Consider the following 23,178-nt stretch of genomic DNA (forward strand, 5'->3'; position numbering starts at 1 on the left):
TTCTGCCCGATTGACAATCTCGATAGATAAAAAACCAATATAAAGTGCGGTTGTTTAAAACCGCACTTAGGGAGATTTTATGCCGATTGTACTGATTTTTGACTGCGGTGCGACCAATACACGCACGATCGCACTCGACGAAAAAGGCAAAATCTTAGCCGCACACCACCTTGCCAGCGCAACGAAAGCGGGAGAAGAATCCGACGATTATCATATCTGGGATTTTGATGAGATCTGCAACAAGCTGTCGGAATGCGCACGGCACGTTGTGGTGCAACTGAGCCATCAGCATTACCATATTCAAGATATTGTCGGAATTTCCGTCACCACGTTTGGCGTGGACGGTGCGCCTTTTGATGCCGACGGCAAGCAAATTTATCCGATTATCTCATGGAAATGTCCACGCACGATCCCGGTGATGCAACACATTGCCGATCATTTCGATGTGGAACAACTCTACACGCGCAATGGCATTGGGCTTTACAGTTTCAATACCTTATTCAAATTACTGTGGCTGAAAGAAAACCAAGCTGATGTGTATCAGCGCATGGATAAATTTGTGTTTATCTCCTCGATGTTGACCCACTGGTTAACGGGCGTGTTCAGCACCGATAAAACGATGGCGGGCACGTCAATGCTCACCAATCTACAACAAGGCGATTGGGATACCGATATTCTGTCGGTGCTCGGGCTGACAGCGCAGCATTTTCCGCCAATGGTGGAGGCTGGTGAAGTTATCGGTGAATTGCAAGCCGACGTGGCACGTGAAATGGGCTTGCCAGCAGGCATTCCGGTGATCTCTTGTGGGCATGATACCCAGTTTGCGATTTTTGGTTCAGGGGCGAAGCCGAACCAGCCTGTTTTGAGTTCGGGCACGTGGGAAATTTTAATGGCGCGCACCGCCAAAGCTGAACTGCACTTTGAACTGATTCATCGTGGGCTAACCACCGAATTTGATGCCAAAACGGGTTATTTCACCCCAGGCGTACAGTGGTTGGGCTCAGGCGTGTTGGAGTGGGTTGGCAAGCGGTTTTATGCCGACGTGCTGAACAGCGCCCACTATTATGATACCATGATGAGTGAGGCGGAAAAGATTGCCGCAGGTTCGGGCGGCGTGGCATGGCACGGCAACTTTAATCAGGCGGACGATGCGGCGCACGTGGGCAGGATCTCAGGGCTTTGCTTGCACACCGAACGGGCACAGATTTACCGTGCGGCACTGGAATTTATGGCGTACCAGCTGAAGTGCGGTTTAATGACGTTAGAAAGCGTCAGCCACTTTAAAGCCGACAGCCTGATTTGTGTGGGCGGCGGCTCGAAAAATCGCTTGTGGAATCAAATTCGTGCTGATGTTACTGGCTTGCCGCTCGATGTGGTCGATGTGGCAGAAGCCACGGTGTTGGGCGCCGCGATGTTCACCTTCACGGGGGCGCAATATTATCAATCAATCGAAGTCGCACAACAGCAGATGCAGCCACAACGCCAGCGGATTTTGCCCTCAGCGAATCAGCAGGATTACCAAGTGCGGTTTCAACACTATCTTCAAGACAATCTTCAACACGGAGACACAGCATGTTAAAAGGCATTCACCCCGCAATTTCACCCGAATTATTGAAAATCCTAGCAGAAATGGGGCACGGCGATGAAATTGTGTTATCCGATGCGCACTTTCCTGCGCACAGCTTACATCACCATGTGATTCGAGCCGACGGCATTGATGTTGCCACGCTATTGACCGCCATCAGCCCATTATTTGAATTTGATCACTATGTGGACGCGCCATTAATCATGATGAGCGCTGTGGAGGGCGACAGCCTCGATCCAGCGGTGGAAGCGCGCTACTTAGCAGCAATTGAAGCGGCAGTTGGGCAAGTGCCGAAGCTGGAGCGGATTGATCGGTTTGACTTTTATGATCGCGCAGAAATGGCGTATGCCGTGGTGATCAGCGGCGAATTGGCAAAATACGGCAATATTATTTTGAAAAAAGGCGTTACGCCAACCGCGTAATACTAAACGGAACACGGTGAAGAACACATTAAGGACACAACATGAATAGAAAACAACTTTCTCGCGAGATTATTGATACCTGCCTTGAAATGACCCGTTTAGGGCTGAACCAAGGCACGGCAGGCAATGTGAGTGTGCGCTATAACGGCGGCATGCTGATCACCCCAACGGGCACGCCGTATGACTTAATGACCGAAGAATCCATCGTGTATGTCGATGCCGACGGGCATTATGAAGCGGGCAAACTGCCGTCTAGTGAATGGCGCTTTCACCAAGCGGTGTATGAGGCGCGCCCTGATTTAGATGCGGTGGTGCATAACCATTCGATTAACTGCTCGGCGGTGTCGATTTTAGGCAAAGACATTCCTGCGATTCACTACATGATCGCGGTCAGCGGCAATAATCGCATTCCGTGTGTGCCGTATGCCACCTTCGGCACGCCGAAATTGGCGGAATTTGTTCAGCAAGGGATTGCACAAAGCAAGGCGATTTTACTGCAACACCACGGATTAATTGCGGCAGAGAAAAACTTGAAAAAAGCCCTGTGGTTAGCGCATGAAGTGGAAGTGCTGGCAACGTGGTATATGCGCTTACTGGCGGTCACTCACGATGTGCCGGTGTTATCAGACGAGGAAATTCAAGTGGTGTTGGGCAAATTCAGCACCTACGGCTTACGCATTGAAGAATAACGCGTTTTCACAATAGCAGGAGTGTCACATGGAAAATCAACCTCAAGCAGCCCCACTGCTTTCCATGACCAACATCAGTAAATCGTTCGGTGCGGTGCAAGCGCTGAAAGACGTGCATTTGGAACTGCGCAAAGGGGAAGTTCACGCCTTAATGGGGGAAAATGGTGCGGGGAAATCCACTTTGATGAAATGCCTGATTGGCGTACACCACCCCGAACAAGGGGAAATCCGCTATAAAGGCGAGCAAGTGCGGTTTGAATCAGTGCTGGACGCACAGAAAAACGGCATCAGCATGATCTTTCAGGAGTTGAACCTGATACCGCACTTGACGGTGGCGGAGAACATTTTCTTTGCCCGCGAGCCGCTGAAACACGGCTTGGTGGATAAACGCAAGATGAATCACGATGCCGCTGAATTGTTGTCGATGTTTGATATTGACGTTGCCCCAACCGACATTGTGAATACGCTGTCGGTGGCGAAACAGCAAATGGTGGAAATCGCCAAAGCGCTGTCGTTTGATGTGGAAGTGCTGATCATGGACGAGCCGACGTCTGCGCTGACCGAAAAAGAGATTGATCGGCTGTTTGAGTTGGTGCATCGGCTGAAATCAAACGGTGTGTGCATTGTGTATATCTCTCACCGCATGGAAGAGCTGAAGCGGATTTGCGATCACATCACCATTTTCCGCGACGGCACTTATGTGTCGAATCACCGTTTCAGTGAGATCACCATGGATCAGATCATTACCAAAATGGTGGGGCGTTCGCTCGATAATCACTTCCCACCGAAAACCGCGGTGGTGGACGATGAGATCATTTTATCGGTGATGAACGCGGAACGTTACGGGGTGTTTAAACCGCTGAATTTTGATTTGCGACGCGGTGAAATTTTGGGGATCACGGGTTTAGTGGGGGCGAAACGCACCGAGTTAGCGCGCTCAATTTTTGGCGCCGATCCACTGGATAAAGGCGAAATTTTCGTGCATCACAAAAAAGTGTCGATCAAAAGCCCCTCTGATTCCATCAAGGCAGGCATTGCGTACTTGTCGGAAGATCGCAAGTTAAATGGGGTGGCGGTGCGCATGTGTATTCGTGAAAACATCACCATGGCGTCGATGGACAAAGTGTGTAGCGGCATGGGGGTGATTTCGAAAGATGCCGAAGTGAGCGCGGCGAAAACTTTTGTCGATAAAATGGAGATCAAAACCCCGACGGTTGAACAGTTGGTGAATAACCTTAGCGGTGGCAACCAACAAAAAGTGGTGATCGGCAAATGGCTGTTCCGTGATGCCACGGTGATGATTTTTGATGAGCCGACGCGTGGGATTGATGTGGGCGCAAAATATGCGATTTACCAATTATTAGACGAACTGGCGGCAAACGGTGTGGGCGTGATTGTGATCTCGTCTGAATTGCCAGAAGTATTGGGGGTTTCCGATCGGATTATCGTGATGCGAGAAGGCAAAATGACGGGCATGCTCGAGACCAAAAAAACCGATCAGGAAGAGATTATGCAATACGCCACGGGCGTAAAAAACATGTTTGCTAACGAATATGCGAGCTAACCAAAAGGTGAATGTGATGAATGATAAACAAAAAGATCTACTCAGAAAATTAGCGTCATTGGCGGGGTTGTTGCTGTTGGTGTTGGCATTTACCGTCAGTAATGACTACTTCTTCACGTTAAATAACATCATGACGATTGGGCTGCAAACCTCCACCATTGCACTGATCGGGATTGGCGCGACCTGTGTGATTTTAACAGGCGGGATTGACTTGAGTACAGGCTCGGTGGTCGCGCTTTCTGGTGTAGCGGCGGCGATGTTTGTCAACGGTGGCATGCCCGTGCCGATCGGCATGATTGGCGGGATTTTAGTTGGCGGAATCTGTGGCTATGCCAATGGCATGTTAGTCACCAAAATGAAACTGCCCCCGTTTATTGCCACCCTCGGCATGATGATGGTGGCGCGCGGTGTGGCGCTGTATGTGACTAACGCCGCGCCCGTTTCAGGCATGCCTGAATCGTTCTCTTACCTTGGCAACGGCGCATTGTTCCGCATCGTGGAAGAGGGCGCAAATGGCTTGCCACTGGTGAAATTCCCAGGGATTCCATACCCTGTGATTATCATGATTGTGATTGCGCTGTTATTCACTTTTGCGCTGAATAAATTGCGCGTCGGGCGCTATATCTATGCCATCGGTTCGAATGAAGAGGCGGCGCGCTTGTCGGGGATCAAAACCAATCAAGTGAAAAATTATGCTTATATCGCCAGCGGCTTGTTGTCAGGCTTGGCTGGGGTGATTCTGGCATCACGTTTGGTGACCGCACAACCGAACGGCGGTGTGGCGTATGAGTTGGACGCTATCGCCAGTGCGGTGGTTGGGGGCACATCGTTAATGGGCGGTGTGGGGACCATTCCAGGGACATTAATTGGTTCGTTTATTATCGGGGTGTTGCGTAATGGCTTGAATATGAATGGAGTGTCAGCCTTTATTCAACAAATTATTATCGGTCTGGTGATCATCGTGACGGTGTCGATCGATCAGTTAAGACAAACGAAGAAAAAATAAGCTGTTCAATTCACTTTTATAAACCAATCCAAACAAGGAGCACGCAATGAAAAAATTCGCAGTCGCAGCATTGGCAACGGTCGTTGGATTTTCAGCCTTAGTCAGCACATCGGTGATGGCAAAATCAAACGAAATTGCCGTTATCGTTAAAACCGCTAACGCCAACTTCTGGCAAAATGTGAATAAAGGTGCGGTAGACGCTGGCAAAGATATTGGCGGACAATACAACATCTCATTCCAAGGCCCGCAAGCCGAAACCGCCATTGATGAACAAGTCAACATGGTAAATAACGCCGTCAACCGCGGGGTGGCAGGGATTGTATTAGCCGCCTCTGACCCTGATGCGCTGGTGCCAGCCGTGAAAGCCGCTTATGAAAGAGGCATTCCGGTGGTGATGATCGATTCGGGTATCAATAGTGACGGCAAATATTACCAATCGTTCCTCGCCACGGATAATCGTGCTGCGGGCAAACTGGCAGCGGAAAAACTGCTGGAGAAAAACGGCACCAAAGGCAAAGTGGCAGTGATGTCCTTTACTCCGGGTGCTGCCAGTGCGATTGAGCGTACCGGTGGCTTTGTGGATAAAATCAAAGAGAATGCCGACATCACTATGGTCGGACCGTTCTATTCACAATCCGACATGGTGACCGCACTTAACCAAACTATTGACGTGTTGACCTCTCACCCTGATCTCACCGCAATTTTCGGTGCGAATGAGCCAACTGCGGTGGGCATGGCACGTGCGATCAAAGAGCGTGGTTATGCGGGTAAACTGGTCGCCGTGGGCTTTGACGGCAACCAAGATCTGCAAAACTTCGTGCGTGACGGCACACTGGAAGGCATTGTGGTGCAATCCTCTTATCAAATGGGTTACAAAGGCGTGACCGCGATTAAAGATGTGATTGATGGTAAGAAAATTGAAAAATTCATTGATACTGGCGTGGTGTTTGTCACCAAAGACAACATCGACTCCAAAGAAGCGCAAGGTGTGTTGTATTAATGGATAACACAGAAAGGCAGGGCATCACCTGCCTTTCTTTATGCGGCTTCACTGTTGGGTGAGCCGCACTTTACATCAGGCAACTTCGCCTGATGGCATGATTTTAAAATATAGTTGGTTTCATTGACTTAAACGAGGTAAACACAATGGCAAACAGAATCATTCTGAACGAAACCAGTTACCACCGCAAAGGCGCAATTGAACACATTGTGCCAGAAGCGGTCAGCCGCGGCTTTCGCAAAGCTTTGGTGGTAACGGACAACGATTTAATCAAATTCGGCGTGGCGGAAAAAGTGACCGCATTGTTGGATCAAGCAGGGCTGGCATATACGGTGTTTGATCAGGTGAAAGCCAATCCGAGTGTAGCAATTATTAAACAAGGCGTAGCGGCATTTAAACAAGCGGAAGCCGATTTCCTGATCGCCATTGGCGGCGGCTCACCGATTGATACCTCAAAAGCGATCGGGATTATCATCAATAACCCCGAATTTGCTGATGTGGTGTCGCTGGAAGGCGTGGCGCCGACCAATAAAAAATGCGTACCGATTATTGCGGTGCCGACCACCGCAGGCACGGCAGCGGAAGTGACGATCAATTATGTGATCACCGATGAAGCACATAAACGCAAATTTGTGTGCGTCGATGTGCACGATGTGCCAACCGTTGCGGTGGTCGACCCTGATATGATGTCGAGCATGCCGAAAGGGCTGACCGCGGCAACGGGCATGGACGCACTCACCCACGCCATTGAAGGTTACACCACCAAAGCCGCATGGGAACTCACCGATGCGCTGCATTTGAAAGCGATCGAACTGATTGCCAAATCGTTACGAAGTGCGGTCAACAACGAACCGCAAGGCAGAGAGGGCATGGCACTGGGGCAATATATTGCCGGCATGGGCTTCTCTAACGTTGGGCTTGGCGTGGTGCACGGCATGGCACACCCGCTATCGGCGTATTACGACACCCCACACGGCATTGCTAATGCGGTGTTATTGCCGTATGTGATGGAATTTAACCAAGACTATACTGGCAAAAAATACCGTGAAATCGCCCGTGCGATGGGCGTGAAAGATGTCGACGGCATGAGCCAAAGTGAATACCGCCTAGCGGCGATCAACGCCGTGAAACAGCTGTCTAAAGATGTGGGCATTCCAGAGAAACTGTCTGAAATTGGCGTGCAAGAAGCCGATTTAACCGCACTTTCGATTGATGCCTTCAACGACGTCTGTACAGGCGGTAACCCGCGTGAATGCACACCGGAATTGATTTTAGAGGTGTATAAAACCGCATTTTAACTAATTTTAAATCCCAAAACGGATACCAAGTGCGGTATCCGTTTTTTTGTTTTTATGATTTTTATTGACTGAAATGTCTAGATTTAGTCCAATTCGGTCATTGAGTGTGAGATTTTTGTCTCTAAAAATTTGTACTTTCAGTGAGCGGTATCACAGAATCTTTTTTACTTTCAGTAAAATTATCATTCCATTTGATTCAATGGTGAAATATTGTTTTCATATTATTTGTGCAGTCGTTGTACTGTAGTGTTTATATAACGATAACAAATAGGAGTTAGTATGAAAAAGATCTATTCCGCGACTTGGGAATCCGTCAAAACACACCCGTTACCGGATTGGTATGACGATTATAAATTCGGAATTTTTGTACATTGGGGCATTTATTCCGTGCCTGCGTTTGCGCCGCTAACATGGGAATTGGGCGAAGTGGATATTGATGAACAGTGGTTCTGCAATAACCCGTATGCCGAATGGTATTTCAATTCGATTAATGTCAAGTGCGGTCCGAGCTATGAACATCATGTTAAAACCTATGGCGAAGACTTTGCTTATCGTGATTTTTTACCGTTATGGAAAGCTGAAAAATGGCAGCCCACAACATGGGCTGAGTTGTTTAAGCAAGCCGGTGCAAAATATGTGGTGCTGACCACAAAACACCATGACGGATTTTGCTTGTTTCTAAGCCGTTACACCGATTATCACAGCCTGAATTATGGTCCGAAACGGGATATTTTAGGCGAATTGAAAAGTGCGGTTGAGGCAGTCGGGTTAAAAATGGGTACTTATTATTCGGGGGTGATTGACTGGACGTTTTCTTCAGCACCGATTTTTACCGAAAGCCAAAATATGTCGAATGCCAGCCCGACCTATGCGTATGCCGATTACGCCTTTAATCAAGTGATGGAATTGATCGATAATTACCAGCCGGCGGTATTGTGGAATGATATCGGTTGGCCGAAACAAGGCGAACACATGCTGCCGACACTGTTTTCGCATTATTACAATCAAGTTGAGGGTGGCGTTATTGATGATCGCTGGAATGGGCTTTGGTGCGACTTCACCTCAAAAGAGTACAAGCACGGCGAGGCTTCACGTCAACGCAAGTGGGAAATGTGCCGAGGTTTAGGTTTATCGTTCAGCTATAACCAAAATGAAAGCGATGATGATCTGATTTCGGTCAAAAAACTGGTGTCGTTGCTAGTGGAAGTGGTGGCAAATAACGGTAATTTACTGTTGAATGTCGGGCCGAAAGCGGACGGCACAATTCCAAGCGGGCAAGTTGAACGCTTACAAGGATTGGGCGAGTGGCTGGCACTGAATGGTGAGGGAATTTATGCGACAAAATGTAGTCACCGCGAATCTTATTCAGCAGGCGAGTTCAATTTCCATTTTACCCGTAAAGGTGAAGATTTATATTGCTTTGTCGATGGTTTAACGGAAGGTGAAAACCAGTTCAGCCTGCCGTGTGATATCGAACTTGTTGCGTTAAATTCGCAGGTTGATTTTTCCCAACAGCAGAAAAACGGCGAAGTCAGTTTAGTGGTACATAACTATCAGCCGCAATGGCAGGTGTTATGTTTTAAAGCGGTGAACGGGGAATAAGGAGGATGTAATGAGCGCCTTTAGCCAAAAAATGATCCATTACATGGATAAATATGTTACTCCAACCGCACTTCGCTTAGAAAAACAGCCACATATTTCAGCAATTCGAGACGGGTTCATCGTGGTATTACCATTTTTGATTGTTGGCAGCTTTATCATGATTTTGCTGATTCCACCGTTTGATCAAAACACCACCAACAGCTTCGGCATGGCATGGTGGCGTTTTGCTACTTGGGCGAGTGATTACGGCTGGACGTTCTTCCAAATGTCGTTTAACGCTATTTCGCTCTTCACTTCAGCGAGTATCGCCTACAATTTGGCAAAAGCCTATAAGCGAGAACCGCTGCCTGCAGCATTTTTGTCGGTGATGACGTTTTTACTGATTGCCGCTCCGGTAAAAGATGGCGCAATGGAGATTAAATTTTTCGGTGGAATCGGGTTGTTCTCTGCCATTTTTGTTGCGATTTATACCGTGGAAGTTACTCGACTGCTCGAATATTTGAATATTCGTATTCGATTGCCGAAAGAAGTGCCAAGTGCGGTTGCGGAATCGCTGAATATTGTGATTCCGATTTTAACGATGTTGATCACCATTTTTCCGCTTTCCATCTATATCGAACATTTAACCGGCGTCACCATTCCGCAGCTCATTATGGACTACATGGCACCGCTGATTAAAGTCAGTGATTCGTTGGGTGCAATCATGCTGTTTGTGTTTGCAACGCATTTACTGTGGTTTTTGGGCATCAACGGCTCATTAGTTTTGATGCAATTATGGACACCGTTCTTACTACAAAATATGGCGGCAAACCTTGCGGCCTTGCAGGCGGGCGAAGCGTTGCCATTTATTGTAACTAACTCATTCTGGGATTTTTATGTGGTACACGGCGCATCGGGCGGTGTGATCGCGCTGGCATTTTTATTAGTGCGCAGTCGCTCGGCACATCTACGTTCTATCGGCAAAATCGGCCTAGTGCCATCATTTTTCTCTATTGGCGAACCGATCGTTTATGGCGTACCGATGGTGGTGAACCCGCTATTTTTCATTCCATTAATTTTTGCACCGATGGCAAATGCGGTGATCGCCTACTTAATTTTGGATTTTGATCTGATTCATCGTGTCTATTTAATGGCGCCTTGGACCACTCCTGCCCCAATCGGCGCTTATCTGGTTTCCGGCGGCGATATCTGGGCACCGATTCTCAGTATTGGATTGATTATTCTGGATATTTTTATTTACTATCCCTTTTTTAAAGCCTATGAGCGAGAGTGTATTAAGAAAGAGCAGGCAAAAGATCTTGAATTGGAATTACAACAAGAGACTGAGCTGGCGAAAGAATTAGCTAAATAGCATTGAATGACGACAGATCGCGATTTTGACAAACGCTATTTAAGTTAATTAAATGCTCTTTCTATTATACAACATGGATATAGGTGCGGCCAATTAGGCCGGTACCTATTTTACATAAGGTTAAGTCGAAAGTTTCTGTTTTGTAACTCTTGTTGCTGTGAAGCCGTTAAATTATTGTCGGTCACAATTTCCGTCAATTCATTTAAATGAGTCGCGCAGAAAAATGAGTATTTTCCATATTTGCTACTGTCTGCCACTAACACTTTACGCTTGGCATTTTGTACTAGGCATTTTTTTAGAAATGCCTTTTCTTCGGTCGGGGCAGTAATGCCTTTTTCCATGCTCCAGGAATTGCAGCTGACGAAAGCAATATCGGGATAAATTTTTTGTAGGCTTTCTTGTCCGTAATTGCCAATGCAGGATTGGCTGCTGTTATCCACTCTGCCGCCGGTGACAATAATTTCAATCTGTTTATATTCGGAAAGCAGTAATGCGATATGCAGATCGGTGGTGACAACCCGCAGTGGCATATGTGCGATTTTTTTGGCAATACATAATGTCGTGGTGCCGGCATCTAGCACAATCGAATCGCCCGGAGAAATTAATGACATAGCATATTCGGCAATTCTTTCTTTTTCAAGAATTTGTTTTGACAACTTTTCATTGGTTGTTGGCTGAAACGGAATAAATTGGTTTAAGCTGACGCCGCCGTGAGTGCGGAGAATCGTTCCTTCCTCACTGAGTTTAATCAGATCTCGTCGAATAGTGGCGGGAGATGAATTGGTTACTTTGACTAGCTGTTCTACCGTCGCAATATTGTGATTTTTAAGAAATAATATTATTTTTTCTGATCTTTCTTTAGGCATAATACATTCCTGAAAGCTGATTTTAAGATTAAAAAGTCAAGGTAGTAGCATTTTAACACTAATGTGTTAGATACAAAGATAAAATAATTTACTGAGTTATAAAGACGCTCCGCCGCAAATAACCAACTCTTGCCCGGTAATCGCAGCGGCAGAAGGGGAAAGAATATAATTTACATAATCAGCCACTTCGGAGGGCATGATATAGCGCCCGATAGGCGGTAATTTGGGTGCGGAATTTTCACGCCCCGGTTGATTTAACATCGGGGTATCCGTAGCACCCGGGGCAATGACGTTAACGGTGATACCTTGAGGAGCGAGTTCTGCTGCCCAACTCCGTGCCATTGCAACTAAGGCGGCTTTAGTTGCGGTATATTGTGATCGTCCTGCCATGCCTTTTGACGTTCTACTGCCAATTAAGATGATACGTCCGCCCGCTTGTAGTTTTGAAATTAACGTATTTGCCAGCACTTCAGCAACATGGACGTGTAGTTGCCACAATTGCAAACTGCGTTCTTCATTGAGTTGACTTAAAGGCGCTGCGACCATGCTACCGGCTGCGTGAATAATGGCGTCGACATGCGATATATTTTGTAGATACTGTTTTAATCCGGCAGTATTATTTAAATCGATACTCTGGAAAGTAAATTCAGGCGGATAGCAGCCATCGGGCGGACGCCTGCTAAGTCCTGTTACTATCCAGCCGTTTTTAAGCAGGGACTCCAAAATAGCCTTACCGATTCCAGAACTAACACCGGTAATAATCGCATGCTTCGCCATATTCAATTACCTTAGCATTTCCACTGGTATTTTAAAGACAGCTTTTCTAATTTTTTCCGGTTGCTTTACCATGCAGAGTGCTTGGTGGGCTTCTCCGGGGAAAAACACCGCAAAATCCCCAACTGTTAAATGAATAGATTGCGTGAGTTTGGGGTTATTAAGAATAAAGAAATCGGGCTTCTTCTCTTCTTTTTCTTCTGATGAGCAGTCGTTAAGAGAGTAATGAATGATTTCTTCTCCTTGTAAAATGATTTGAATATCAGCATACAAGGTATGCAGCTCCGTGTGTCGTGAGGCAGCGGGGCTAGTTTCGGAGTAGTTGATATTATAAAACCACGTCTTTCCTTCCTGCTGATATCTGCCGTCAGGTTTAGCGGATATTTGTGCTAATGTCAGTTCCGGCGCCGAGAGCAAATTAAGTAAAACGCTGGGCAATCCTGATGAGTGTAGTGAACTAAGATTTCCGCAAATCATAAAAATTCCTAATAATGTCTTGAATGATACTATTTAAAGCGAATCTATCCGCACATATTTAATTGCTTGGCGAAAATAGGTATAGCTAATATGGAGTGTACCGTCTTTTCCTTCCGTAATACTCGGATAAGAAAACTCGTGGTTTAACTTCTGTTGTGAGTTATTGGTCATACAATATCCATCACCTTCATCTAGGTTTTTCACAACCACCCAGTTTTCACCGTTGTCTTTTGAAACCGCTAATGTCATCGGCGCTCTTGGTGCTCCCCAAAATGCAGTTTTTCCTTGTGGTGAAGCATGACTTGGCACAATGTCATTTGTTGTTTCATCTTCATCCTCAATTTCATCATACAGTGAGGTTCTTCTTTCCAGTGCGTTTAGGGCGCTGGAATTGTTGAATACCAAAGCCAAATCACCATTTTTTAATGTTGTCACTTGAATTGATGAATTGTTATTAGGAAGTGCGGTTGCGATTGGTGACGACCAACTATTTCCACCGTCGGAAGAGATGCTTTTATAAATATAATCTGCCCAACGACTGCGGAATAATGCCAACAATGCTCCGTTTTTTAATAGTGTGATATTCATATGTACGCAACCGATGCTATCCGGCACAATTACATCGCGCCAAGTTTTCCCTTTATCGGAAGATATTTTTACCGCACTATAATCATTATTACCGACCCATTTTTCTCCTGCTTCAGTGACGCAATAAAAAACAGGCAGCAGCCAGTCGCCATTTTTTAGCACGGTAATAGGTTGGCGAATAAATGTACCGGGTTGATCTAATAATGTCTTAATTTCCCCCATGTTTCACCGAAGTCAGCGGATTGACGATAACGAACGATCGCCGTGTCCTGATTCCCAGATTTTTGTGCGGTCCATAATAGCCACAGTGTATTGTCAGGATCAAGAAATAACACGGGATTTTGCTCGGAACGGGAAGGATCATCAGATAACTTCTGTGGCTCCGACCATTGTTTGCTATTTTCAGGTAAATGAGAAAGAAAGATTGAAATATTGGCAATGCCTTCTTGTGTTCCGCCAAACCAAGTGCATAGTAAGTCTCCGTTTGGCAGTTCAAACAAGTTGGAAGCGTGATTTTGCGGGCAATGCACTGGAATCATTGCCGTCGCGAGATGAGGCTCGCGACTTTCGACTAAACCATTAGCGATGACGGTTTCTGTTGCTTGAGTCATATTAATTATTCCTTATTATGAATGTTATCAGAGTATCGCTATACGATAATCGGGTTTTTGGACGCCGAACTTTTCCAGCACCAAAGTATCATCAGCAGGGCTGATACTAGGCAGAGATACCACAATGTCGTACCGGAGTTATCTAATACAATGCCTAAACTAATGACTAAAAAGATTGTTCGTTCGAGAATATTTAAATTTTTCTTCATCCAGCCTTGTAGGAAAATTGCCCAACATAATGTAGCCACCAACATACCGAAGAAGGCGATGAGGATCATTCCGATACTACCTTGCCAAAGCACTACAGGATCGGTAATAAAGCTAAATGGAATAAGGAAAATAACTAATGCGTAGGAAAATGCGATCATTCCCGTTTTTGAGGAATTACTATTGGCAATCGCCGCCGCTGCATAAGAACAGAGAGCCACTGGTGGGGTTACCATGGACAGCACGCAATAATACATAATGAACATATTGGCGGCTAGGCGATCCACACCGAGATCAATTAGCGCCGGAGCAAAAATAATAGCGCCAATAATATAAGCCGCAACAGTTGGTAGACCCATGCCCATGATAATACAGCCGAGAATAACCATTAGTAGTGACAGATATAGGTTTCCTTCACCAACCTCACTTAAAATTTCAACAAATTTAAATGCAAGATTAGATTGGGTACGACCATGATGATCCCAACAGAAGCAAGCGGGACAGAGACCCAAGCCATTTGTTTGGCGGTATCAATGATCATCGGATAAATGGTTTTCAGGCTGTAACGGGTGCTTTTGCGTAGTAATGGTGCCAACAATGCAATAATAGAGCCCACAAATGCTGCATAAGGGGCGGAGTAGCCGGCGATTAGTGAGACAATCAATAATAGTGGAGAAATTAGCAGATGGATTCTTGGTAAAATCGGTTCGATCGTTAATTCTTTAATTGAAATGTTACCGACTCCGGTTTTTCTTGCTCTAAGATCGATAATGACAAATAAAGCAAAATAGAATGCAACTGCCGGAATCAGGCCTGCCGCTGCAATTTCAACATAAGGAATACCTAGCATGTCAGACATAACAAAAGCGGCGATTCCCATAATAGGCGGCATTAATTGCCCACCGGTAGAGGCAATGGCTTCCGTTGCTGCAGCCTGTTCTTTGGTATAACCGGAACGGCTCATAATCGGAATCGTCAGCACTCCGGTTGAGGTGGTATTTGCAACGGCGGAACCGCTCACCATTCCAAATAGTGCGGAGCCTAATAGAGACATTTTGGCTGCACCGCCTTTGAGTGGGGCGATAGCTTTCATCGCTAAATCAATAAAGACGCTACCGCCACCGGTCATGGTAAAAACACAGCCGAACATGACGAAATAAAAAACAAAGTTAATCGCCGTGCTGGCGGTGATACCGAATAATCCTTCCGTTTGCATACTGATTAATTCGGTTAAGGTATCAAGTGAAAATCCTTCAAAGGCAGTCCATCCTGGGAAATACGAACCAAAATAACCATAAAGAACAAAAATGATGACAACGGATAATAAAGAAAACCCGACAGAGCGTCTCACGGCTTCAAATAGCAGTGCTAAACCGACAACAAAGGCAAATTTATCGGCAAATAGCACTTCATCAATCATTTCTAAACGGGATTCTAATCTGGGAATGGAAACATAGTAGTGATAACAAATATACAATGCCAGTCCAATACAGATTAAATCGATGATTCGACCGATATATTTACCCCGTTTTAGTTCCAGAGGTTTAAAGCAAAATACCAACGCTGTCGCCATATAAACATGGATGCTTGCCGCCTCTAAAGGTGACATGGGTATAAAAAATTGCTGTAATAAAAATGCGATATAAAAAATCCCAAGAACAGAGGATACAGTCTTTAAAAAGAGATCATATTTCATATTGATACCTATCGATTAAAAAGCGTTTATTTAATCCAACCCTGCTCACGGAAATATTTTGCGACGCCGGGATGTAGTTCAAACCACTCGGCATCTTGAGCAATTAATTCAGGTTTCCAATAAGTTAAAGGTGCATGAGCTTCTTTCAACTGTTGCTGTTTTTCAACTAATGCTTTGGTTACATTATAAACGGTGTCATCAGCTACTTTTGTATTGGTGATAAATACCGTAGCACTGACCGGATTAACGTAATCTTGAGTTTGTCCTTTATAAGTACCGCTTGGCATTGTTCCGGTCGGTAATCCGACTTCGGCTAAGGCATCCAGTACATTCTGTGGATATGGAATATAAACCACGTCATTTGTCAGCGTCATTTCAGTTAAATTTGGGTGCATTGCCGGAACATTATCGATATATACATCAATAGTATTTCTCTTAACATTTGGCTAGCTTGCCCACTGCTGATTTGGACGACTTTCCCCTTAGATTTCATCGTTTCAAAATCCGTTCCCAACGCTTTAAAAATAAAGTCGGCAATAATCGGAACTTGAGAACCGGTTGGCTTGGTGGCGATAACTACTTTATCGGCATTCACGATTTTCTCTAAAGTATCGTTGCCTGTCTGTTCAACCCACGATTTACGCGCAATCATGATGGTATAAGCCTCTTGCATATTGCCAAAGACGAGGCGCTGTTCTTTGTTTTGTTTTCCTTTATATAGATCGGTCAAACCATCTCTTGCCCAGACAACTGCATTTGACGTGGCAAAACCAAAATCCGCTTTATTATCATTAACCACGACCGGATTAGTCATACCGCCGCCCCGAGGGATTAACTTGATTTTGTACTCATTATTAGTCACTTCAGGAACTAGTCGGCTGAATGTAGTTCCATAGGTATACCACCCATTACCCGGTGGTTGAGAAATGATTGTGGATTCAATGCTTGCTTGGGCGATGCCGGTAAAGAATAGCGTGGTTAGAGCAATTTTTAGTGAGCGTTTAAATTTTAACATGGTCAGTGTCCTATAATTAGATTACTAGAAATGGTTGCGTGAGACAGTCTCTAACTAGATTCGATTGTTCGATTGCTGACGTCCTCCTTGCTGTTTTTAAATCAAAACGATTTAAATTAATCATATTTTGTTGCTTTTATACCCTATTGCATTAAATAAATATGAGATCTAGCACTAAAATAATCGCAATGATTAAAATAAATCAACTTAATGTGATGGAGATCTCTTTTTATCAGATTGATTGAGAGATAAGTGATTAAGGAGACGGTATAAGTGCGGTTTAATTAAGATCATTTGTATAGAATCGCTCATCATAAATAATGAACGATTCTGTATCTTGATTAGTTATTCACTAATTCTTTATTTTTTTCAAATAATTGGAGAGTGCCGTCCAGGTGTTCAATCAGCTCTTTTGTGTCGACAAATGTAGGTGAAACACTATAGGCATCTTCAGTTTTTTTCCGAAAATCCGATTGTTCAGTTACCTTTTTGATGGCATCAGCCATTTTTGTAACAATTACACTATCAGCACCTTTTGGAAAGCTTAAAAAGTAATATCTCTCAGCTAACCAATCATATCCTTGTTCTTTTGCAGTTAAGACATCTGGAAAGAGTTTATTGCGGTTTTCATTAATAACCGCGAGTGGAATAAAATCTCCGGATTCAAAGTATGATTTCATGACACCATAAGGATTTACATTAATATCGATTTTTCCGGCTAATAATGCAGCATTCCTATCTGTACCACCTCCAGCGTCCACAATATTAAAATCAACTCCTGTTAGTTGTTCAAATACTCTACCTAAATAGTATGAATACCCGCCTACAGAAGATGCATAAATCAGCTCTCCAGGTCTTTTTTTTTGCTTCAGCCACTAAATCATCTAGATTTTTCATATTACTTTTTGCATTGACTGCAATAACATAAGAGTCATCTACAATGGTTGCAGCAACTGGGGATAGAGCATCATGTGCTTGATTAGATGTTCCAACAACTTTATTAGTTAGCATTGATTCGTGGAAAAATAGGGCGGTATAGCCATCAGGTTTTGCATTAACCATTTGACGCATACCGGCATTGCCGTTTGGGCCAGAAACATTATTAACAATAATCGTTACACCAAGCTCCTTTTCTAAATGGCTTGCAAGATTTCGTGCGTGGAAGTCAGTATCACCACCTGCATAAAAAGGAACAATTATGGTGATATTTTTATTTGGCCAGCTATTATTATCGGCTGTAGTATTAGCGCCTGTGGACTCTTTAGAGTCTTTGTCACATCCAACGATAAATACACTTAAAATAGCAGTTAAAAATAAAGTGAGTATTTTTTTCATGGTGAATCTCCTTGTATTATGTATTAGTCGGTATGTTTTTTCTTCATTTGTGATTTGACTGCAAAAATAATAACGATAGCTGTCATAATGAAAAATACGAGTGCGATTGGTGCTCTGAAAAATTCGAAAAAGTCACCTCTAGAGAACATTAATCCTCGTCTTAAATTCACTTCTGCAAGCGGTCCAATAATAAATCCTAAGATAAATGGAGCAGCGGGAATTGATAGTTTAAAGAAGGTAAAACCAATCACGCCAAACAAAACTGTTGCCCAAACATCAAAAAAATTATTTCTAACGCCAAAAGCACCGATAATACAGAATAGAAAAATAGCAGGTAGTAAGAAGTGTTTTGGAATAGCCAATATTTTAGTGAAAATACGCAAACCATAGAATTCCATTAGAAACATGATGATTGCACCAAAGAACATCGCGACAAAGATAGTGTAGACGGTGCTAACATTTTCAGTAAACATTAAAGGACCAGGAACAATGCCGTGTAATGTTAATCCACCTAACAATATTGCCGTAACAGTATCACCTGGAATTCCTAATGCTAATAGAGGAACTAAGGCGCCACCAATTGCTGCATTGTTTGAAGATTCAGATGCAACCAATCCATCCATAATTCCCGTACCGTACTTTTCAGGATATTTTGAGGTTGATTTTGAAACAGTATAGGCCATAACATTTGCAGCACCACCGCCAATACCGGGTAAAATACCAATAGCAGTACCAAGTGAAGAACATAAAATAAAGTTTTTGATTTGACCAAAAAATTCTTTAATTGAAAACCCAAGAGCTTTAACGATTTTAATTGCGGTAATAACCTGCATATTATTTCTTTCGGTTTTTACGGTATCAGCTTTAGAAATGATCTCAGTAATTGCAAATAAACCGATTAAAACAGGTAGAACATCGAATCCATAAGTAATTTCTTCAGACCCAAAAGTAAATCGATTTACTGATGAGATTTTATCCATTCCGACAGTCGCAAACATACATCCCATTAAACCGGAAATAAGTCCTTTCCAAATATTGTCACCGGATAATCCAACTAGCATACTTAAAGAGAATAGCGCTACAGCAAAGTATTCATAAACACCGAACTTAATTGCAATTTTTGCTAACATTGGGGAAAGAAAAACTAACACGATAGTCGAAAAAATAGTACCTAGAAAAGAGAATGTAACTCCAACGCCAAGTGCTTTGAAGGCTTGTCCTTTTTTAGTCATTGGATAACCATCAAAAAAAGTTGCAATTGATGATGGTGTTCCGGGAATACCAGCTAAAATAGCTGTAATTAGTCCGCCAGATATTCCTCCGATATAGAGCGCGATTAGTAAAATAATAGAGATGTTCGGATCCATGGCATAAGTTATCGGTAAAAATAGAGCAAGCGCCATAGTGGCAGATAACCCCGGAACAGAACCAAATATAATACCTATAAAGACACTGCCAACCATACATATCATTCCACTGACGGTGAATAATGTAGAAAGTCCTTGTGATAATAAATCATACATAATTTACGTCCTTAAAACAAAATACCTGACGGCATCGTTAAGTTTAGATAATGACTGAATATAAAGTTGGCAATAAATGGCAAAATCACTGAAAATATAGCGTATACCCATAACCTCTTTTGGATGTAATCAGGAGTAAGTATGATTGAAAGTAAAAATAAGAATGGTATAGATATCAAAACGAAACCTAAGATCTGAATGAGAGAAATGTATATGAATATGAGCAAAAGAATTGCAGATACTCTTTTCCAGTCCATCTCTCTTTTCAATGATTTCTGATGATGGTTTTTTATTTTAATATAAGATGTTAGCATTAAAATTATTGATGCTATCAATAATAATCCGCCATATATTTTCGGCATAAAATCAGCTTCTACACTAACAACATTTTTTGTGCTAATTGAAAATGAGCTTATTAAGTAAAAAATCGCCACAAAGAAAAATATAAATCCGGCCATGAAGTTCTGATTTGAAAAATATTTTTTCATATTTACCTTACCCCCATACTTTTTATGTGCACTTTAGATGGTTATCATAGTAGTTTTTGGTAAATGGCTAAAATATCAGACTTAGTCATTTCTCTCGGATTATTATCCAATAACCGTCGTACTTTAAATGCCGAATCAACTAACTCATCTAAAATTTCTTCATTGATTCCGACCGCACTTAGATCACATTTAATCTCTAAATCACGAATTAGCGCATAAAGCTCGTCAATCATTTTTTCTGCAGCTTGTTTTGCGTACAGCCTTGCATATCTAAGCCCATGGCTTGAGCAACGTTAGCAAATTTTTCGATACAGACTGGTAGATTGAATTGCATGACATCCGCTAATAAAATCGCATTGGATAGCCCATGTGGAATGTGATATTTACCACCAAGCGGGTAAGAAAGTGCAGGCACCGCCTAAAAACGAACCCAATAACATTTTTTCACGCGCAGCTATATTTTTTCCGTCATTGTAGGCGGTTCGGATATTTTGCGTAATCAACTCAATGGCTTTGAGAGCGAACATATCACTGAACGGACTGGCTTTTTTAGAGATATAGCATTCAATGGCATGACACAACGCATCAATCCCGGTATTTGCGGTAATGCTTTTTGGTAAACCGACGGTTAATTCCGCATCTAAAATAACACTGCTCGCCACCAGTTTTTCATCCACGATACCAATTTTAAGTTCCTGAGCCGTATCTAATACAATAGAGTTTTGTGTCGCTTCAGAGCCGGTGCCTGAGGTTGTCGGCACCATTAATGTTGGCAAGCTGCGTTGCACAAATTTTTTCTGACCGGAGGTCACCTCTTTTAGAGAAATATTCTGATTATTCAGCATTAATGCGACAAGTTTTGCCGTATCCATCGCACTGCCGCCACCGATACCGATCACCATGTCAGCACTGAATTTCACAGCTTCAGAAAAAATATGATTTACCGCTTCCAGTGGTGGTTCCGACGGCACATCGCTAATAATATGCACGGCAATGCCGGCTTGTTCTAAAATTGTTTTCGGCTTCGTGATTAAACCTGCGTTAAATACACCTGCGTCAGTAATAAGAGTCACATTTTTTGCACTATATCCTTGGGCAACTTCGCCTATTTGAGCGATAGAACCTGCACCGCCGATTACTTTGCTTGGGTTAAATAAAGAATAAACACCTGACATAATATTGTTTCCTTGTTATTTATTTGTTCCATCTTGGATTATCGTAAGCCTCTGGGTTACAAACATATTCCCAACGTTCGCCATTTATGACGGCTAATACGCCTTCAGCTGCCATTGTAGCCACTCCTGAAGCCGCTTCTTTTGTTTGTCCCGCCATATGTGGTGAAACAGTGACATTATTAAGTCTAAATAATGGCGCGGTGGTCTCAACAGACTCGGAGGCAAAGACATCTAGGCCTGCACTATGGATAAGCCCTTTTTCTAATGCCACGCTTAGAGCAGATTCATCAATAACTTCGCCTCTGGCGCAATTAATGAGAATAGTATTAGCCGACATCCAACTAATCTCTTTTTCACCGATTAAACTACGGGTTTCAGAAGTTAACGGAACATGGATGGAAATGACGTGAGAATCTTTAATTGCTTCATCTAAGCGAGAACAATATGTATAGCCTGCACTTTCAATAGACTCTCGATTTACAAAAGGATCATAAACTTTGATTTTCATTCCTATTGCACTCGACATCTGAGCCAGAATAGAGCCGATACGCCCATAACCAATTAACGCTAATGTTTTTCCTTGCAACTCATACGCTTTGTAACTACTGCGAATGGCAAAATTTCCTTTTCTCATTTCATTATCGGAACGAATAAGATCCTTAGCGCAGGCAAACATTAAAGCAAAAGCGTGTTCGGCTACTGAGCGTGTATTTGCGCCCGGTGCAATAACAACTGGAATACCCAATTCCGTTGCGGTTTTAACATCAACACCATCTACACCAACACCCGGACGACCAATAACTTTCAAATTTTTAGCTTGTAACATAGTTTGGCGATCAATAGAACCAATACGGATAATTAGGCCATCGGCATCTAATAACTCCGGCAGCATAGCCACCGGAGAACCGTCGTTAGTTATTGCAATTTCAGCCTTAGCTTGTTCTAGAATTGCCATTCCATCGTCGTGTAGACGATGGGAAATAACGATTTTTGTCATAATAATTTTTCCTATCAGCTTTATCACTCATACAGTTTAAAGACATCGTGCAACGCCTGATCAATAGTCGGATTAGCACAGTTTGAAGGTTCTCTGGCTGGGCCGACGTTATGACCGCGTAGTTGGGCTGCGCGTTTGACGACTGAATTCGGATTTCCCATTTGCATGACATTGCGGAAATCACGGATTTTCTTCTGTGAGGCGTTGGCTTTTTCGAAGTCACCTTGTTTCCAGTAGTTGTAGATTTCAACCATTAATTCCGGGAATACGTTGGAGCAGCCGCTGATGGCACCGGTGCCGCCTGCCAATAATGTCCATAAAATCAGTGAATCGTTGCCTGCCATTACGCTCAAGCGTGGGTCGGTGTTTTCAATATATTTCAATGAATTATCAAAATTGCCGCTACTATCTTTAATGCCGATAATGTTGTCAAATTCGGCTAGTTTTTTCAGGGTTTTATAATCAATATTATTGCCGGTGCGTGCCGGAATGTTATACAGCAAGATTGGCGCTGCAACATTTTTAGCAATGGTGCTGAAGTGGCGGTATAAATCGTCTTGTGAAACGGAAACAAAGTATGGCGAAATAATTGAAAGGACATCGACGCCCAAATCCATAACCTGTTTGGAAAATTCGATGGTTTCTTTAGTTGTCACACAACCGGTGCCAACGTAAACCGGCACTCTGCCGTTCACGGCTTTAATGGCGGTTTTGATAACTTCCAATTTTTCCTGTTGATTAAAGGCATAAAATTCACCGTTGGTGCCGAGTGGAAAAATGCCATGAATCCCTGCATTGATCAGATAATCAATAAATTCTTTATAGGCTTCCGGATTAAATTTTTCGTTTTCATCCAAGCTGGTTAATACCGGTGCAATAATTCCTTCTGGTTTAAACATAATCATTTCC

At 43.5% G+C, this 23,178-nt stretch carries 25 protein-coding genes and 1 pseudogene; 9 read left to right on the forward strand and 17 right to left on the reverse strand.

Going from position 1 to position 23,178, the window contains the following annotated elements; all coding sequences use genetic code 11:
* Positions 1-79: 79 nt before the first annotated feature.
* The 9 genes from fucK to ACUHGC_RS01680 all read left to right on the forward strand — a co-directional run bounded on the left by fucK (position 80) and on the right by ACUHGC_RS01680 (position 10,517).
* Complete coding sequence (gene fucK, locus ACUHGC_RS01640; protein WP_446833956.1) at positions 80-1,579, forward strand: L-fuculokinase; 1,500 nt, start codon at positions 80-82, stop codon at positions 1,577-1,579.
* Positions 1,573-2,007 (forward strand): L-fucose mutarotase, encoded by a 435-nt coding sequence (fucU, locus tag ACUHGC_RS01645; protein WP_446833957.1) that lies wholly within the window; start codon positions 1,573-1,575, stop codon positions 2,005-2,007. Before fucK ends, fucU begins: the two co-directional genes overlap by 7 nt.
* A 41-nt stretch (positions 2,008-2,048) precedes the next feature.
* On the forward strand, positions 2,049-2,696 hold the full coding sequence (locus tag ACUHGC_RS01650) for an L-fuculose-phosphate aldolase (protein WP_446833958.1): 648 nt from the start codon (positions 2,049-2,051) through the stop codon (positions 2,694-2,696).
* A gap of 28 nt (positions 2,697-2,724) precedes the next feature.
* Entirely contained in the window at positions 2,725-4,260 is a 1,536-nt protein-coding gene (locus tag ACUHGC_RS01655; RefSeq protein WP_446833959.1) for a sugar ABC transporter ATP-binding protein, read from the forward strand.
* 16 nt (positions 4,261-4,276) lie between these two features.
* Positions 4,277-5,266 carry an ABC transporter permease gene (locus tag ACUHGC_RS01660; RefSeq protein ID WP_446833960.1) on the forward strand — a complete coding sequence of 330 codons (990 nt, stop codon included), beginning with the start codon at positions 4,277-4,279 and terminating at the stop codon, positions 5,264-5,266.
* A gap of 46 nt (positions 5,267-5,312) precedes the next feature.
* Positions 5,313-6,266: a substrate-binding domain-containing protein gene (locus ACUHGC_RS01665; protein WP_446833961.1), complete on the forward strand. Its 954-nt coding sequence runs from the start codon at positions 5,313-5,315 to the stop codon at positions 6,264-6,266.
* Positions 6,267-6,412: 146 nt separating this feature from the next.
* The gene (fucO, locus tag ACUHGC_RS01670; protein ID WP_446833962.1) at positions 6,413-7,564 is read left to right on the forward strand and encodes a lactaldehyde reductase; all 1,152 of its coding nucleotides are present in this window, start codon (positions 6,413-6,415) and stop codon (positions 7,562-7,564) included.
* A gap of 279 nt (positions 7,565-7,843) precedes the next feature.
* Positions 7,844-9,166, forward strand: coding sequence for an alpha-L-fucosidase (locus tag ACUHGC_RS01675; protein WP_446833963.1), 1,323 nt, complete (start codon positions 7,844-7,846; stop codon positions 9,164-9,166).
* Between the two features lie 10 nt (positions 9,167-9,176).
* Positions 9,177-10,517 carry a PTS sugar transporter subunit IIC gene (locus ACUHGC_RS01680; RefSeq protein WP_446833964.1) on the forward strand — a complete coding sequence of 447 codons (1,341 nt, stop codon included), beginning with the start codon at positions 9,177-9,179 and terminating at the stop codon, positions 10,515-10,517.
* Positions 10,518-10,627: 110 nt separating this feature from the next.
* On the opposite strand, the gene ACUHGC_RS01685 is transcribed toward ACUHGC_RS01680, so the two are convergent.
* From ACUHGC_RS01685 to dapA, 17 genes and pseudogenes are all read right to left on the reverse strand, one after another.
* Positions 10,628-11,383 carry a DeoR/GlpR family DNA-binding transcription regulator gene (locus ACUHGC_RS01685; protein ID WP_446833965.1) on the reverse strand — a complete coding sequence of 252 codons (756 nt, stop codon included), beginning with the start codon at positions 11,381-11,383 and terminating at the stop codon, positions 10,628-10,630.
* Positions 11,384-11,479: 96 nt separating this feature from the next.
* Complete coding sequence (locus ACUHGC_RS01690; protein ID WP_446833966.1) at positions 11,480-12,160, reverse strand: SDR family oxidoreductase; 681 nt, start codon at positions 12,158-12,160, stop codon at positions 11,480-11,482.
* Between the two features lie 6 nt (positions 12,161-12,166).
* Positions 12,167-12,634: a YhcH/YjgK/YiaL family protein gene (locus ACUHGC_RS01695; protein ID WP_446833967.1), complete on the reverse strand. Its 468-nt coding sequence runs from the start codon at positions 12,632-12,634 to the stop codon at positions 12,167-12,169.
* Between the two features lie 33 nt (positions 12,635-12,667).
* Positions 12,668-13,444, reverse strand: a complete 777-nt coding sequence (locus ACUHGC_RS01700) for an exo-alpha-sialidase (protein ID WP_446833968.1) — start codon at positions 13,442-13,444, stop codon at positions 12,668-12,670.
* Entirely contained in the window at positions 13,420-13,833 is a 414-nt protein-coding gene (locus ACUHGC_RS01705; RefSeq protein WP_446833969.1) for an exo-alpha-sialidase, read from the reverse strand. Before ACUHGC_RS01705 ends, ACUHGC_RS01700 begins: the two co-directional genes overlap by 25 nt.
* A gap of 38 nt (positions 13,834-13,871) precedes the next feature.
* Entirely contained in the window at positions 13,872-14,552 is a 681-nt protein-coding gene (locus ACUHGC_RS01710; protein WP_446833970.1) for a TRAP transporter large permease subunit, read from the reverse strand.
* Positions 14,468-15,736, reverse strand: a complete 1,269-nt coding sequence (locus tag ACUHGC_RS01715; protein WP_446833971.1) for a TRAP transporter permease — start codon at positions 15,734-15,736, stop codon at positions 14,468-14,470. The genes ACUHGC_RS01710 and ACUHGC_RS01715 overlap by 85 nt, the downstream gene beginning before the upstream one ends.
* Positions 15,737-15,762: 26 nt before the next feature.
* Positions 15,763-16,131, reverse strand: coding sequence for a TAXI family TRAP transporter solute-binding subunit (locus ACUHGC_RS01720; RefSeq protein ID WP_446833972.1), 369 nt, complete (start codon positions 16,129-16,131; stop codon positions 15,763-15,765).
* The gene (locus ACUHGC_RS01725; RefSeq protein WP_446833973.1) at positions 16,116-16,751 is read right to left on the reverse strand and encodes a hypothetical protein; all 636 of its coding nucleotides are present in this window, start codon (positions 16,749-16,751) and stop codon (positions 16,116-16,118) included. Before ACUHGC_RS01725 ends, ACUHGC_RS01720 begins: the two co-directional genes overlap by 16 nt.
* Before the next feature lie 341 nt (positions 16,752-17,092).
* Complete coding sequence (locus ACUHGC_RS01730; protein WP_446834815.1) at positions 17,093-17,623, reverse strand: tripartite tricarboxylate transporter substrate-binding protein; 531 nt, start codon at positions 17,621-17,623, stop codon at positions 17,093-17,095.
* Positions 17,550-18,086: a tripartite tricarboxylate transporter substrate-binding protein gene (locus ACUHGC_RS01735; RefSeq protein ID WP_446833974.1), complete on the reverse strand. Its 537-nt coding sequence runs from the start codon at positions 18,084-18,086 to the stop codon at positions 17,550-17,552. The genes ACUHGC_RS01730 and ACUHGC_RS01735 overlap by 74 nt, the downstream gene beginning before the upstream one ends.
* Positions 18,087-18,109: 23 nt before the next feature.
* A complete protein-coding gene (locus ACUHGC_RS01740) occupies positions 18,110-19,609 on the reverse strand; it encodes a tripartite tricarboxylate transporter permease (protein WP_446833975.1) in 1,500 nt (499 codons plus the stop codon).
* 11 nt (positions 19,610-19,620) lie between these two features.
* A complete protein-coding gene (locus tag ACUHGC_RS01745) occupies positions 19,621-20,097 on the reverse strand; it encodes a tripartite tricarboxylate transporter TctB family protein (RefSeq protein WP_446833976.1) in 477 nt (158 codons plus the stop codon).
* A 44-nt stretch (positions 20,098-20,141) separates the two neighbouring features.
* Positions 20,142-20,512: pseudogene (locus ACUHGC_RS01750) on the reverse strand (hypothetical protein).
* The gene (locus tag ACUHGC_RS01755) at positions 20,481-21,272 is read right to left on the reverse strand and encodes an iron-containing alcohol dehydrogenase (protein WP_446833977.1); all 792 of its coding nucleotides are present in this window, start codon (positions 21,270-21,272) and stop codon (positions 20,481-20,483) included. Before ACUHGC_RS01755 ends, ACUHGC_RS01750 begins: the two are co-directional and overlap by 32 nt.
* 19 nt (positions 21,273-21,291) lie before the next feature.
* The gene (locus tag ACUHGC_RS01760; protein ID WP_446833978.1) at positions 21,292-22,269 is read right to left on the reverse strand and encodes a hydroxyacid dehydrogenase; all 978 of its coding nucleotides are present in this window, start codon (positions 22,267-22,269) and stop codon (positions 21,292-21,294) included.
* A 23-nt stretch (positions 22,270-22,292) separates the two neighbouring features.
* Positions 22,293-23,168 (reverse strand): 4-hydroxy-tetrahydrodipicolinate synthase, encoded by an 876-nt coding sequence (dapA, locus tag ACUHGC_RS01765; RefSeq protein WP_446833979.1) that lies wholly within the window; start codon positions 23,166-23,168, stop codon positions 22,293-22,295.
* Between the last annotated feature and the right edge of the window lie 10 nt (positions 23,169-23,178).

Source organism: Testudinibacter sp. P27/CKL/0425, from assembly GCF_052931395.1.